14 protein-coding genes are annotated in these 15,086 nt (G+C 47.8%); all 14 read left to right on the top strand.

The genetic code is table 11. From position 1 onward, the window contains the following. Window positions 1-7 precede the first annotated feature (7 nt). The 14 genes from mraY to pgeF all read left to right on the top strand — a co-directional run bounded on the left by mraY (window position 8) and on the right by pgeF (window position 15,082). The gene (gene mraY / locus CRO25_RS19960) at window positions 8-976 is read left to right on the top strand and encodes a phospho-N-acetylmuramoyl-pentapeptide-transferase (RefSeq protein ID WP_063566988.1); all 969 of its coding nucleotides are present in this window, start codon (window positions 8-10) and stop codon (window positions 974-976) included. A 3-nt stretch (window positions 977-979) separates the two neighbouring features. After that, window positions 980-2,401 (top strand): UDP-N-acetylmuramoyl-L-alanine--D-glutamate ligase, encoded by a 1,422-nt coding sequence (gene murD / locus CRO25_RS19955; protein WP_072734483.1) that lies wholly within the window; start codon window positions 980-982, stop codon window positions 2,399-2,401. 48 nt (window positions 2,402-2,449) lie between these two features. After that, on the top strand, window positions 2,450-3,547 hold the full coding sequence (gene spoVE / locus CRO25_RS19950; RefSeq protein ID WP_063566986.1) for a stage V sporulation protein E: 1,098 nt from the start codon (window positions 2,450-2,452) through the stop codon (window positions 3,545-3,547). A gap of 7 nt (window positions 3,548-3,554) precedes the next feature. Next, a complete protein-coding gene (murG, locus tag CRO25_RS19945) occupies window positions 3,555-4,664 on the top strand; it encodes an undecaprenyldiphospho-muramoylpentapeptide beta-N-acetylglucosaminyltransferase (protein WP_064636447.1) in 1,110 nt (369 codons plus the stop codon). Between the two features lie 148 nt (window positions 4,665-4,812). Further along, window positions 4,813-5,718, top strand: a complete 906-nt coding sequence (murB, locus tag CRO25_RS19940) for a UDP-N-acetylmuramate dehydrogenase (protein WP_063566984.1) — start codon at window positions 4,813-4,815, stop codon at window positions 5,716-5,718. Between the two features lie 17 nt (window positions 5,719-5,735). Beyond that, the gene (gene murA / locus CRO25_RS19935; RefSeq protein ID WP_063566983.1) at window positions 5,736-7,019 is read left to right on the top strand and encodes a UDP-N-acetylglucosamine 1-carboxyvinyltransferase; all 1,284 of its coding nucleotides are present in this window, start codon (window positions 5,736-5,738) and stop codon (window positions 7,017-7,019) included. 58 nt (window positions 7,020-7,077) lie between these two features. Continuing rightward, window positions 7,078-7,845, top strand: a complete 768-nt coding sequence (locus CRO25_RS19930) for a cell division protein FtsQ/DivIB (RefSeq protein WP_063566982.1) — start codon at window positions 7,078-7,080, stop codon at window positions 7,843-7,845. 293 nt (window positions 7,846-8,138) lie between these two features. Beyond that, entirely contained in the window at window positions 8,139-9,422 is a 1,284-nt protein-coding gene (ftsA, locus tag CRO25_RS19925; protein ID WP_063566981.1) for a cell division protein FtsA, read from the top strand. Window positions 9,423-9,572: 150 nt separating this feature from the next. Then, window positions 9,573-10,685 carry a cell division protein FtsZ gene (gene ftsZ, locus CRO25_RS19920; RefSeq protein ID WP_063566980.1) on the top strand — a complete coding sequence of 371 codons (1,113 nt, stop codon included), beginning with the start codon at window positions 9,573-9,575 and terminating at the stop codon, window positions 10,683-10,685. A gap of 253 nt (window positions 10,686-10,938) precedes the next feature. After that, entirely contained in the window at window positions 10,939-11,919 is a 981-nt protein-coding gene (gene spoIIGA / locus CRO25_RS19915) for a sigma-E processing peptidase SpoIIGA (RefSeq protein ID WP_079696345.1), read from the top strand. Window positions 11,920-11,930: 11 nt separating this feature from the next. Then, entirely contained in the window at window positions 11,931-12,653 is a 723-nt protein-coding gene (sigE, locus tag CRO25_RS19910) for an RNA polymerase sporulation sigma factor SigE (protein WP_017687308.1), read from the top strand. A gap of 111 nt (window positions 12,654-12,764) precedes the next feature. Next, complete coding sequence (gene sigG, locus CRO25_RS19905) at window positions 12,765-13,547, top strand: RNA polymerase sporulation sigma factor SigG (RefSeq protein WP_063566979.1); 783 nt, start codon at window positions 12,765-12,767, stop codon at window positions 13,545-13,547. A gap of 236 nt (window positions 13,548-13,783) precedes the next feature. Further along, window positions 13,784-14,137, top strand: coding sequence for a YlmC/YmxH family sporulation protein (locus CRO25_RS19900; RefSeq protein WP_063567037.1), 354 nt, complete (start codon window positions 13,784-13,786; stop codon window positions 14,135-14,137). 51 nt (window positions 14,138-14,188) lie between these two features. Continuing rightward, complete coding sequence (gene pgeF / locus CRO25_RS19895; RefSeq protein WP_079696191.1) at window positions 14,189-15,082, top strand: peptidoglycan editing factor PgeF; 894 nt, start codon at window positions 14,189-14,191, stop codon at window positions 15,080-15,082. Window positions 15,083-15,086: the final 4 nt, after the last annotated feature.

Below are 15,086 nucleotides of genomic sequence, written 5' to 3'. Positions count from 1 at the left end.
TGAACCCATGGATTTTCAGGTATTACTGTTAACAATCGGTGTTTCATTTATTTTGGCGGTGATTGCCGCACCGCTCTTGATTCCATTGCTGCGTCGAATGAAGTTCGGACAGCAGGTTCGGGAAGATGGGCCACAGAGCCATCTGAAAAAAAGCGGAACACCTACAATGGGCGGAGTAGTTATTTTACTCGCGTTCACATTGGCCTTTTTGAAATTTTCAGCGGTCAAAAATACGGACTTTTACGTCCTGCTGGTGGCTACACTCGGCTTCGGTCTGATTGGTTTCCTGGATGACTACATCAAGATTGTATTCAAACGTTCACTGGGGCTGACGGCTAGACAAAAGATGATTGGTCAGTTGTTCTTCAGTGCAGTGATGTGCTACTTGCTGATTCAGAATGGACACAGCACAGCCATATCGATTCCAGGTACATCAGTCTCCTTCGACTGGACGGGATGGTTCTACTATCCGTTTGTGGTATTCATGATGCTTGCCATCACGAATGCAGTTAACTTTACCGATGGTCTGGACGGCTTGCTGTCCGGCGTGAGCGCCATCGCATTTGGGGCATTTGCCATTGTGGCGATGCAGGCAACATCCATGCCAGCAGCGGTATGTGCGGCGGCGATGATTGGTGCGGTACTTGGATTCCTGGTATATAACGCACACCCGGCCAAAGTGTTTATGGGAGATACAGGCTCACTCGGAATTGGTGGTGCGATTGGTGCCGTCGCCATTGTGACGAAGACAGAACTTCTTTTTGTCATCATTGGCGGTATTTTCGTCATCGAAATCCTGTCCGTTATCATTCAAGTAGTATCTTTCAAAACTCGTGGCAAACGCGTATTCAAAATGAGCCCGATTCATCATCACTTTGAACTGAGTGGCTGGTCGGAATGGCGAGTTGTCATTACTTTTTGGGCGGTAGGTGCCATTTTGGCCGCTCTTGGACTTTATCTCAACAAGGGGTTGTAAACAATGAATCATCCTGAATCATATCGTGGACAACAAGTGGTCGTGCTTGGACTGGCCAAAAGCGGCGTGCAGGTCGCCAAAGTACTGGATCGTGCCGGCGCAATCGTTACAGTTAATGATAAAAAAGAGAGAGAACAGTGTCCCGAAGCATCCGAATTGGAGGCTTTGGGAATTTCTGTTGTATGCGGGGGACATCCGGACGACCTGATTCATAGTGATGTGAAGCTTGTAGTCAAAAATCCGGGCATTCCTTATCAGGCACCTCCTGTGCAACAGGCACTTGCCTTAGGCATAGAAGTGGTGACTGAGGTGGAGGTAGCTTACCATCTATGCGCTGCGCCTATGATCGGGATCACGGGCTCTAACGGGAAAACAACCACAACAACGTGGGTAGGCAACATGTTGGAGCTTGCCGGTTTGAAACCAATCGTTGCCGGTAATATTGGAACGCCATTGTGTGAGGCGGCAGAGCAGGCTTCTGCGGATAACTGGATGGTGGTGGAGCTTAGCAGTTTCCAACTGAAAGGCACATCCGATTTCCGTCCACGCATTGCAAGTTTGCTAAACGTGGCGGAGACTCATTTGGATTACCATGGGGACATGGATGATTATGTGGCTTCTAAAGCCAAATTGTTCTCCAACCAGCAACCGGAGGATGTAGCTATCCTGAACTGGGATGACCCGGTATGTCGCGGACTGGTTCCTTATATTAAAGCAAGACTGCTCCCATTCTCGCTGACAGAGAAGCTTGAAGCAGGGGTATATGCCGATCCTCCATACGTGGATGGGGAAGAGGATGATGTGAAGCGCCAGGTGATCTATGCAGACGGTGAGGGCAACCATCATGTCATTATTGATGTGGAAGACATCGGAATACCAGGACGATTTAATGTGGGAAATGCCTTGGCAGCAGTAGCTATTGCTGTATCCGCTGGAGCCGATCCATCTGTGCTTGCTGCGCCTCTGGCTGACTTCAAGGGGGTTGAACACCGTCTTGAATATGTACTTGAACATAATGGAGCGGGCTATTACAACAATTCCAAAGCGACCAACTCCAAAGCAACCGTAATGGCGCTGAACTCCTTCAAGGAACCGGTCGTGCTCATTGCCGGAGGACTGGATCGTGGTTCAGACATGATGGAATTGCTGCCATTATTCCAGGAGCGCGTGAAAGCTGTGGTTGCTCTTGGAGAGACACGAGAGAAAATTGCCAAGGTCGCGGAACTGGCGGGATTAAAGCAAATTAAGGTCGTCGATAATGAGGAGGACGCTGCTCGGACGTTAACCGCTGCCGTGCAGGAAGCTTCACAGTTTGCAGCCCCAGGTGATGTGGTCTTGTTATCACCGGCGTGTGCAAGCTGGGACATGTTTCCTTCCTATGAAGAGCGGGGACGCATTTTTAAAGAGGCGGCGCATAACTTGTAAGTAGGGGGGTGGAAAAGCCCCTACTTCCATGCAAGGGGTGGCCTCCTGATGAAACAGACGCGACCGGCGCCGGATTTCTGGCTCCTAATTTGTATTCTGGCATTGCTTGCCATCGGCATTATTATGGTATACAGTGCGGGCTCGGTGCTTGCTTTTCATGACTACGGTGATTCATTTTACTTTGTCAAAAGACAGCTGCTGTTCGCCGGACTTGGACTTGCTGCCATGTTTGTTACGGCAAATGTGGACTACCGGGTCTGGAGAAAGTATGCAAAGCCTATACTGATTGCCTGTTTTATAATGCTGATTGCGGTGCTGATTCCTGGCATCGGAGTGGTTCGCGGAGGGGCACGAAGCTGGTTGGGCATTGGCTCGTTCGGCATACAACCTTCAGAATTCATGAAACTGGGTATGATCCTGTTTCTCGCTCACTGGTTAAGCAAGGAACCTGGCAAAATCAAAACGTTCACGACGGGGCTTCTGCCACCGCTCGGCTTGATTGGTTTGGCCTTTGGTATTATTATGCTTCAGCCCGATTTGGGGACAGGCACCGTGATGATGGGTGCATCGATGCTGATTATTTTCACAGCAGGAGCACGGATGAAACATCTATCACTGCTTGCCCTCGGCGGTATAGCAGGGTTTGCCGGACTGATTGCGGCAGCTCCCTACAGATTGCAGCGAATAACGGCTTTTTTGGACCCGTGGTCTGATCCACTTGGTGCCGGATATCAGATTATTCAATCTTTATATGCGATCGGCCCTGGAGGACTTGCGGGCTTGGGGCTGGGTATGAGTCGACAAAAATACAGCTACGTACCCGAGCCACAAACGGATTTTATTTTTTCCATTTTGGCAGAAGAGCTAGGCTTCATTGGTGGAATGATTGTATTATTGCTGTTTCTGGTCCTGGTGTGGAGAGGGATGCGCGTAGCGATGACGGTACCGGATGCTTTTGGCAGCCTTCTGGGTGTAGGCATTGTGGGTATGGTGGCTGTGCAGGTCATTATCAACATTGGTGTCGTGATCGGGCTTATGCCGGTTACGGGGATTACGCTCCCGCTCATCAGCTATGGCGGTTCATCTCTGACCTTGATGTTGACAGCGCTAGGCATATTATTGAACTTATCCCGTTATGCGAGGTGAATGTACGATGCGAGTCGTTCTAAGCGGCGGCGGTACCGGTGGGCATATCTATCCGGCCGTTGCTATAGCAAGGCAATGTGAGGCGGAGAATCCCGACTCGACATTTTTATATATCGGTGGTACCCGTGGACTGGAAAGTAAACTGGTGCCACAAGAGAATATTCCGTTTCAATCGATTGACATTACAGGTTTTCGCCGGAAATTGTCCTTTGACAACGTGAAGACTGTGATGAGATTTTTGCAAGGTGTTCGCAAAGCCAAGAAAATGCTCAAGGAATTCAAACCCGATGTTGTCATCGGTACGGGGGGCTATGTGTGTGGGCCTGTCGTATATGCAGCAGCCAAACTTGGTATTCCAAGTGTCATTCATGAACAGAATGCCATTCCCGGGTTAACTAACAAGTTCCTTACCCGGTATGTGGACACGGTAGCTGTTAGTTTTGAGGGTTCGGAGAAAGCATTCTCTGGAGCCAAAAGAGTTGTGTATACTGGCAATCCAAGGGCTACAACGGTAGCTCAAGCTAGTCGTGATCGTGGTTTTGCGACACTGGGTGTACCGATGGACAGCCGAGTTGTTCTTGTGGTTGGTGGTAGCCGTGGTGCGAAAGCAATCAATAAAGCCATGGTGGATATGGCACCGATGCTGGCCAAGCTTGAAGATGTGCACGTGGTCTACGTGACTGGTGATTCTTATTTTGATGAAACGCGTGAAGCGATTCGCAGTTCCCTTGGAACGATGCCAAATCATCTGCATGTGCTGCCCTACGTACACAACATGCCTGAGGTTCTTGCATGCACGTCGCTGATTGTAAATCGTGCTGGGGCATCATTCCTTGCCGAGATTACATCTCTAGGTATTCCATCCATTCTGATTCCGTCACCTAACGTGACGAATAATCATCAGGAGGCGAATGCTCGTACACTTGAGGGTGGTGGTGCATCGCTTACGATGCTGGAGAAGGATCTGACAGGCCAGGCGCTATATAAAGCGATTGCTGGAATTATGAATGACGAAGCGGCGCGCAAAAGGATGGCGGAAGCCTCCAGGGAACTGGGGAAACCTGATGCAGCCGAGGTGCTTGTGGGCGAGATTCGGCGTCTTGCTGCAGGGCGTTAAAGTGCGTTTTGGGCGATTGTCACACACACGGCGGGACTGACATAAGATACCCTATAAATCGTGACAATCGTTCCATGGCGCCGCAACACGGCTTGCAGCAATGAAAACTGCCGTGCTCATCGGTTTTGAAGTAAAGGAGGATGTTAATATGCAGCAGTGGATATCGTTACTATCCCAGAACAATGTCGGCAAAGTTCTTGAAAACGAGCCGCTAGCCAAATACACCACATGGAAGATCGGCGGTCCTGCAGATGCGCTGGTCATACCGGAAAACAAGGAGCAGATGATCAATCTCATTCAATTGCTGCACAAGCATCAGATCCCATGGATGCAGCTTGGACGGGGTTCAAACATGTTGGTGTCTGACAAGGGAATACGCGGAGTTGTCGTGAAACCGGGAGAAGGCTTTGATTATGCCGAATTTCACGAGGGCGGGGTAACTGCCGGAGCGGCACATTCCTTTGTTAAACTCAGTGTTGTTGCTGCAAAGAAAGAGTGGACCGGTTTGGAATTTGGTAGCGGCATCCCCGGAACGGTCGGCGGAGCCGTATATATGAATGCTGGTGCCCATGGATCGGATGTGTCACGGATATTTCAATCCGCTGAGATTGTACTGGAGACAGGGGAATTGGTACGTTACAGCAAGGAGGACATGGAATTTGCCTATCGCCACTCTGTTCTTCATGACCGGAGAGGTATCGTGCTGGAGGCTACATTTGCACTCCAGCAGGGAGAACGCAAAGTCATTTCGGAATCGATGGCCGCTTATAAAGACCGTAGACGCCGTACACAGCCACTGCAGATGGCGTGTGCTGGCAGCGTGTTCCGGAATCCACCTGGTGATCATGCCGCCCGCCTGATTGAAGCAGCGGGGCTAAAGGGTATGACTCAAGGAGGCGCACAGGTATCCACCATGCATGCCAATTTCATTGTCAATACAGGCCAAGCAACAGCAGAGGACGTTATCACCCTAATGCAGCAGATTCAGAACACTATATCATCTCAAAACGGTATTAACCTGGTACCGGAAGTCTTCGTAGTGGGTGAACGGTAAACCCCGGAGGTGATACATTGGACAAATTGGTGATTGAAGGCGGGAAACCCCTCTCAGGATCCATACGCATCCATGGAGCAAAAAATGCCGCTTTACCGATTATGGCCGCAAGTTTGTTGGCAGACGGAGAAGTTACGCTGCACAACGTTCCACACTTGCTGGACATTGAAGTGATGCTGTATATCCTGGAACGACTTGGATGCACGTGTCGGCATGAACAGGGAACAGTGACGATAGATACATCGTCCATCCGGTCATATGATGTGCCTGAGGATCTCATGAAGCAGATGCGTTCTTCCATTTTTTTAATGGGACCATTACTGGCTAAGTTTGGGCAAGTATCCGTGTACCAGCCAGGTGGCTGTGCCATTGGGGAACGTAAAATTGATCTTCACCTTCGGGGCCTTGAGACGCTCGGAGCTTCGATTGAAGAGCTGGATCAGCAGATCATATGCCGCGGGCGCAAGCTGGTGGGTACAGACATTCATCTGGATTTCCCCAGTGTAGGAGCCACAGAAAATATTATGATGGCTGCTGTTACGGCTGAGGGTACAACAACGATATTTAATGCAGCCAGAGAACCTGAGATACAGGATTTGCAACATTTTCTGAATGCAATGGGTGCACGGATTATCGGTGCTGGAACGGATACGATCACCATTAATGGTGTGGAGAAACTCAAGCCTTGTTCTTACGAAATTATACCTGATCGGATCGTTGCAGGAACGGTGATGATTGCAGCCGCAGCAACGAGAGGGAATGTAACGCTTACACACTGCAATCCGGCTCATCTTACTTCCCTTATACATGTGTTGAAGCGTACTGGTGTTCAAATCACAGTCTGCAATGATATAATGACGGTGAGCTGTATGAGCCGTCCCAAATCAGTAGACCGCATTGTGACTTCTCCGTATCCTTCATTTCCAACAGACCTGCAGTCGCAAATTATGGTGCTGCTCAGTCTGGCAGACGGTTTCAGTGTGATGAAGGAAACGGTATTCGAGGGTCGGTTCAAACATGTGGATGAGCTGAATGTCATGGGAGCCGATATTTCGGTAGACATGAATGCAGCATTTATCCGTGGCGTTCCCCGTTTGTACGGGGCTACAGTGGAAGCAACCGATCTGCGTGCAGGTGCAGCACTAGTCATTGCTGGCCTTGCTGCCCAGGGAAAAACGGTTGTGGAGCAAGTACATCATATTGATAGAGGGTACGATCGTATCGAGAAGCTCTTTCAGAGTCTTGGAGCTTCGGTTGAGCGACAGTCCCCCGTTTCGAAGCAGCTGGATTTTGCCAATTAACGTCCTTTGAGTCCCCTTCTTAAGGGAAGGGGGCCGGAGGCTTTGTGGAGCGCGACCTATGCCTAAAAGTCAAATTCCGGTTCTGAAGAAGAATCGGCCCAAACGAAACACAAGCCGTAAAATCGTATTTATTCTTTTACTTCTTTTTATTGTATTACTTGCTGTACTTTTTTTTCGTTCTTCGATGAGTCGGATTTCGGCAATTGAGATTACGGGTAATGTATACACAACAACTTCGGAACTGCTGGAGAAAAGCGGTCTGAAGGAGGGCGAACAGTTTTTTGGGACAACCTCTGCTGATGTGATTGAGCGACTGAAAACGATCAAGGCTATATCAACCGTAACTGTGGATAAACAATTTCCGGGTACTATTCTTATCAAGGTGCAGGAATATCCAACGGTTGCGTATGAACTTGGTTCTGACGGTACGCTAAAAGCCATACTGGCAAGCGGGACAAGCTTAACGGTTCCTGCCACCATTGGCGTTGCGGTTGAGAAACCGATTTTGACCCAGTGGAAGGCGGACGATCCGCTCAAGGCCAAGCTGAGTGAAGCGTTGGCCAAGATCCCGAATGAACTAACGACGGATATTTCAGAGATTATTCCGAATCCTACACCTTCATTCCCGGATCAGATTCGGATGTATACCAAGTCACAGTTTGAAGTGATTACAACTGTTTCTCTATTGTCCGATAAGGTAGAGTATCTCAACCAGGTCATTGAGACGGAACGGCCAGGGAAAATCACGATGCTAGAGGCTGATACGTACGTGCCTTTCATTCCGGATAACCCGGAAGAAGATGCTGAACCAGGAGCAACTCCCTGATTTCCGCCTTTATTCGGTAGAGAAGTATTCAAAACCAGGCGGGATCGGGGTTTAGCCCCTTTTATCCAATGAAAGTTGTTCTTTCTGAGACGAAGAAAAAATGATACACTTGAACTTATGGCACTTGAGTTGCCTCCTTCTTTTTTCTTCAAGGTTTTATGTCTCGCAACCAGATCTTGGCACCCAAAAAAATTGTAGAAAAAAGAGGGAAAGCCTAAAGTGTGTTGAATATATTTTAAGAGTGTTTAAACCCGAACGTATTTTACTATTTGGAGTCAGGAGGTGCCACAGACTTGAGCAACAATGACATCATTGTTAGTTTGGACATCGGTACATCCAAAATTCGCGCTATTATTGGGGAAATGAATAATGGAACCTTTAATATTATTGGAGTTGGATCTGCCGACTCGGAGGGAATTCGCAAAGGTGTAATCGTAGATATCGATCAGACGGTGCAATCGATCCGTAATGCAGTGGATCACGCAGAACGTATGGTAGGTATTCAAATATCCGAAGTATATGTTGGAATCTCGGGAAATCATATCGGACTGATGAGCAGTCACGGTGTCGTGGCAGTATCTAACGAGGATCGTGAAATCGGAGAAGAAGACATGGAGCGGGTGTTGAAAGCAGCCGAAGTGATTGCGGTTCCACCGGAACGGGAAATTATTGATGTTGTAGCCAAGCAGTATGTTGTCGATGGCTTGGAGGGCATACAGGACCCCCGTGGTATGATTGGTGTTCGTCTGGAAGTAGAGGCGACCATCATTACGGGTGCAAAAACCGCGATACATAATCTTTTGCGCTGCGTGGAAAAAGCGGGTCTGAAAGTAAGTGATTTGGTACTCATGTCACTTGGAGCAGGTCAGCTGGCATTGTCCAAGGATGAAAAAACGATGGGTTCCGTGCTTGTTGATATCGGAGCAGGGGCTACAACCATCGCCATCTTCGAAGAAGACAGTCTCGTTGCAACTTCAACGCTACCTATTGGTGGGGAGTTTGTAACGAATGATATTGCCTATGGTCTGCGCACATTAACAGATCAAGCCGAAAAGGTAAAATTGAAATATGGCTGCGCATGGCTGGATGATGCTGCTGCGGATGTCATGTTCAAAGTAACACGGATCGGCAGCAACGTAGACAAGGAATTCTCTCAAGAGGATCTGGCGGCTATTATCGAACCGAGGGTTCAAGAAATATTCCAGATGATTTCTCAAGAAGTGAAGCGTCTTGGTTACAATGATCTTCCTGGAGGTTATATACTAACGGGAGGTACGGTCTCTATGCCGGGTGTTCTGCAGGTAGCTCAGCATGAGCTTGCTGCTTCGGTACGAGTTGCGGTGCCGGATTATATCGGTGTGCGTGACCCTGGCTTCACGAGCGGAGTCGGCATTTTGCACAGTGTAATCCGCAGTTTGCGTATTCGTCCCTCGATCAACAACGGCGGTGGAAATAACAACAACAATAATAACAACAAAAAACCGACCAACCGTCCTAAGCCGAATGCGGCCCAGGAATCGGAGCAAAAACCAGGTCTGTTCGAACGGCTGAAAAATATGTTCAGCGAATTTATATAACAGGTTGAATCCATTTCATACAATTCTTGAAGCCGTTTGAATGCGCTGGTTATAAAATAAACGCTTTCGTTCGTCGATATATGAAATTGATTCGGTTCAATCAAAAATTGGACGGGCCATCCATGCACATTGAGGGGGAGATGGAATAATATGTTGGAATTTGATTTCGAGATGGAGAGCTTGGCTCAAATTAAAGTCATCGGTGTAGGCGGCGGCGGAAGCAATGCAGTCAACCGTATGATCGAAAACGGTGTACAAGGTGTAGAATTTATTACGGTAAATACGGACGCTCAGGCGTTGCACCTCGCGAAATCCGAGCATAAATTGCAAATCGGTGATAAATTAACCCGTGGTCTTGGCGCTGGCGCCAACCCGGATGTAGGTAAAAAAGCAGCGGAAGAATCCCGCGACTTGATCATGAACACCTTGAAAGGTGCAGACATGGTATTTGTTACAGCGGGTATGGGCGGCGGTACGGGTACAGGTGCGGCTCCGGTTATTGCCGAAATCGCCAAAGAGTGCGGCGCACTTACCGTGGGTGTTGTAACACGCCCGTTCACATTTGAAGGACGTAAACGTTCCAGCCATGCAGAGCAAGGTATCGAAGCTCTCAAGGAAAAAGTGGACACGCTGATCGTCATTCCAAATGATCGTTTGCTTGAGATTGTAGACAAAAAGACCCCAATGCTTGAAGCGTTTCGTCAAGCAGATAATGTATTGCGTCAAGCGGTACAAGGTATCTCTGACTTGATCGCTGTACCGGGTCTGATCAACCTTGACTTTGCAGACGTCAAAACGATCATGCACGAGCGTGGATCTGCGCTGATGGGTATCGGTGAATCGACTGGCGAGAACCGTGCAGCTGAAGCAGCTCGTAAAGCCATCATGAGTCCTTTGCTGGAAACGTCCATCGAAGGTGCACGTGGTGTCATCATGAACATTACGGGTGGCATTAACCTGTCCCTGTATGAAGTCAATGAAGCAGCTGAGATTGTTACTTCAGCTTCCGATCCGGAAGTGAACATGATCTTTGGTGCCATCATTGATGAGGATCTGAAAGAGGAGATCAAGGTTACAGTTATCGCGACCGGATTTGAGGACAAGCCTGCTTCGCCTCCACCTGGACGCAAACCTGCTCCAGCAAGTGAGCCTGCGGATAACCGTTCGCCGAACCTGCGTCCTTTCGGAAATCAGCCGAGCAATGATCAGCTGGATATTCCGACATTTTTGCGCAATCGTTCACGCAATAATAACAACGATTAATACTCCAATAGATTTCAATGAAGACCCGGTACTCCTGATAGGAGTAACCGGGTCTTTTTGTTTTTTATTATCCTATCACATCGTATTGAACAAATCCTGAACAACGGGTCTGAGCAATTCCGACAAAAAAAGTTGGAACGATCCCCCCATGATTAGACAGACTTTGAAAAGTGAGCTCCTTATACTTGTGAATATGCTCATGAATATCGGGATAACGTTATTTCGATATGTTGCGCGCAGGCAGGTGAAGAATGTGGTTGTATATGTGGATCTTATTTTTTTGACGAACCTGTGTATTGACGGTGCACTCATCGGACTGACGGCCTGGATGCGCAAAACGAAGCTGGTCTGGTGGAGATGGTTGCTGTCCGCGATCGTGGGTGCGCTGTACGTAGTCATGATGTTTGTACCGGAGTTTGATTTTATGTTCACCTTTTTGATCAAGTTTGGATTGTCTCTGGTGATGCTGAGTATTGCATTTGGGTTTAAGGGTCTTCAGGCATTTATGAGGACCTTGGGTACCTTCTATGTAATCAATTTTGTCGCCGCAGGGGGAATTCTGGGTGTGCACTACATGCTGCAAAGCTCTGGGGAATTGTTCAACGGCATTTGGTTTACGGCATCAGGTGGAATGTCTTTTGATTTGAAAATTGCCTTTTGGTTCACGTTTGTTGTCTTTTTTGCCGTGCTTTTTCTATTCAAAGCCGTGCAGAGCTCGAAACGAAAAACAGACCGAATGACAACGTACTTGGGTAAAGTGGAGGTTTTTATTGATGATGTGACTATTTCTTGTACAGGCCTTCTGGATACAGGAAATCAACTCACAGATCCCCTTTCACGTATGCCCGTCATGGTAATGGAGGTATCGTTATGGCAAGACATGCTGCCTGCTGCATGGAAGGGCAGGTTGAAGGATGAGGCGCCGGACAACCTTATCATGGAGCTCGATCAGGAGGATTTCCACTGGCAGGATCGTTTAAGGCTTGTACCCTATCGGGGGATTAACAAAGGAACTGCATTTATGCTGGCGATGAAGCCAGACCGGGTGAAGGTAACGATGGATGAGATGTGTTATGAGACGACAAAGGTATTAATAGGGTTGGACGGGGGCGTACTGTCATCCGATGGAAAATACCAGGCCGTGATTCACCCTGTGCTTGTGCAAGACGCTGCTTCTGCGCAGTCTACGGCTATCTCTGCGGGAGCAACAGAAAAGCCGCTGAATGTGGTATAGGAGGAACGTACATGCTTGTAAAATGGAAACTGGTGGCGCAGCTGCAGTACTATCGTTTATTATTTCTGCTTGGTTTGAAAAGTGAAGAGATTTATTATATCGGAGGCAGTGAGGCGCTACCGCCCCCATTAACACGTGAAGAAGAAGAATTTTTGTTGCAAAAGTTGTCTTCAGGGGATTCCGCGATCCGTGCCATGCTGATTGAACGGAACCTGCGACTGGTGGTATACATCGCACGCAAATTCGAAAATACAGGTATCAATATCGAGGATTTGGTCTCCATCGGTGCGATCGGGTTGATTAAAGCCGTTAATACATTTGACCCGGAAAAGAAAATTAAACTGGCAACCTATGCTTCCCGTTGTATCGAAAATGAAATTTTGATGTACCTGAGACGTAACAGTAAAATTCGTACAGAAGTTTCTTTTGATGAACCACTCAATATTGATTGGGATGGAAATGAACTATTATTATCCGATGTACTCGGTACAGAGAACGATACAATCTATCGGAATATCGAAGAACAGGTAGACCGGAAGCTTTTGCATAAAGCATTGGAAAAATTAACCGAGCGTGAGCGAATGATTATGGAGCTTCGTTTTGGCTTGACGGATGGGGAGGAAAAGACACAAAAAGATGTCGCCGATCTGCTTGGAATCTCCCAATCCTATATCTCTCGTCTCGAAAAAAGAATCATTAAAAGACTCCGAAAGGAGTTCAACAAGATGGTCTGAACAGGAGCATTTTTCATAATGGGTATTAATGGCAAGGATGCCAAGTGCGAATAAAATAGCCTGCCCCGGAGATAATGTACATTAATGTTTCTCCTTGGGAGGTAAGTCACGATGACCCGAAACAAAGTCGAGATTTGTGGCGTGGACACCGCAAAATTGCCTGTCCTCACCAACATAGAAATGCGGGAATTGTTTCATTCCCTACAGCAACACCATGATCGCTCAGCAAGAGAGAAATTAGTGAATGGCAACCTGCGCCTGGTGCTCAGTGTCATTCAGCGCTTTAACAATCGGGGAGAGTTTGTCGATGATCTGTTCCAGGTTGGATGTATCGGCCTGATGAAAGCCATTGATAATTTTGATTTATCCCAGAATGTCAAATTTTCAACCTACGCGGTGCCGATGATTATCGGTGAAATCCGTCGATACCTGCGCGATAATAACCCAATTCGGGTATCTCGCTCCTTGCGGGACATTGCTTATAAAGCACTTCAGGTGCGTGACAGCCTGACGAATAAAAATTCCCGTGAACCGACGATATTTGAAATTTCTGAGGTACTGAATGTGCCGAAGGAAGATGTGGTTTTTGCATTGGATGCCATTCAGGACCCGGTTTCGCTCTTCGAACCGATCTATCATGATGGTGGAGATCCGATCTATGTGATGGATCAGATCAGTGATGACAAAAACAAGGATGTGTCCTGGATTGAGGAAATTGCACTGCGTGAAGCGATGCACCGTCTCGGTCAAAGGGAGAAAATGATTCTGTCGATGCGGTTTTTCGAAGGGAAAACCCAGATGGAAGTGGCTGATGAAATTGGCATTTCCCAGGCGCAGGTATCCCGTCTGGAGAAATCAGCGATACAACAAATGCAGAAACATGTGAAGTCGTAACAAGGGGTAAGCAAGGAGACGATCAAAGGGAAAAAATATCCCTTTGATCGTCTTTTTGCTTTTTGGATTTCGACATCAGAGGGATTTGGAATTGTTCCATTGCCTTTCCTTCGAAAAAGAGGACATTTTTCGCGTATGAAACATATATTGTATAGAAGCGGAGAACGGGCAGAAGCGGATTAATCGGGGGGCGGGACCAAATGAAAGTGAACACAGGTGAACCGGTCGGTAGCGGGATGAAAATTTCGGATTTTCAAACCAAAGATGTTATTAACATTACGGATGGCAAACGTCTGGGTCAGATTAGCGATTTGGAACTGGATCTGAAGCAGGGACGAATTGAAGCAATTGTTGTGCCAGGTTACAGCCGTTTTATGGGGCTATTCGGCGGGGGAACGGATCTAATCATCCCTTGGAGGAACATTGTGAAGATCGGTTCGGATGTGATTTTGGTTAAAATGGATGAAATGAAGGAAAATAACTACGATGAGCGTGACCGTGAAGCCCGCTTGTATGACGAGCAGAACGGCCGGGTGGACCGGGTGGAACGTATTGAACGGTTGAATCGGAACCAGCGTCGAACGATATAACCGAGACAGAACGGGGTTCATTTGGTACACTGGAAGTTGTGAGGTGAGAAGATGGAACCGTTTATTTTGGATAAGGAAATACGGTCGAGAAGCCAGAACTCAAATTGGGGTCCTGACCCGTTGTTATTATATGTGGAGCCGTGGAAATTGCAGTTTAAGCATATGAAAGCCGGTTTTACGACAAGGCAGGGTGGTGTTGGAAGCACACCTTACGCCAGTCTAAACTGTGCCTATCATGTGGGTGATGATCCGGCTAACGTGCTGAGTAATCGCAAACTTGTGGCTGAAAAGCTGGGTTTCCCTTTGGAATCCTGGACTTGTGGAGAACAGGTACATGGTAAACATGTCGCTGTAATCACGGCTGAAGAGCGGGGTAAAGGTTTGCTGGATCGACAGTCTGCATTACAGGATACGGATGGTTTGGTCACCAATGTGCCTGGTGTGCTGCTGACTTCCTTTTATGCAGATTGTGTACCCCTTTATTTCTATGACCCCGTACAACAAGCGGTGGGGCTTGCTCATGCCGGATGGAAAGGTACTGTTGCCGGTATAGCCGAATCGATGGTCGAAAAGATGGAGCAGGAATACGGAAGTCGCAGACAGGATATCCATGCTGCAATAGGTCCCTCCATTGGGGATTGCTGTTATGAAGTGGATGAAGTGGTTATGCAGCATGTACGGGTTTGGTTGGACCACTCCTCGGGTAATGATGAATACAAGAACTCTGCATCTAATCAAGTATATCGGCCTGCCACAAATGGCAAAACGATGTTAAACTTGAAAGAATGCAATCGACACATTATGATGAAAGCAGGAATATTGCCGGATCATATCGAATGTACAACTTGGTGTACAAGCTGCAATCCCGAGCTATTTTTCTCGTATCGTAAAGAAAATGGCATTACCGGGAGAATGGCGAGCTGGATTGGGCTGGAAGAGAGGTGACCCT

Origin of the sequence: Paenibacillus sp. RU5M, from assembly GCF_900221055.1 — a bacterium.
Classification (GTDB): Bacteria; Bacillota; Bacilli; order Paenibacillales; family Paenibacillaceae; genus Paenibacillus; species Paenibacillus marchantiae.
Note: the sequence above shows the minus strand (reverse complement) of the source record. Positions and strands in the feature narration are given on the sequence as shown.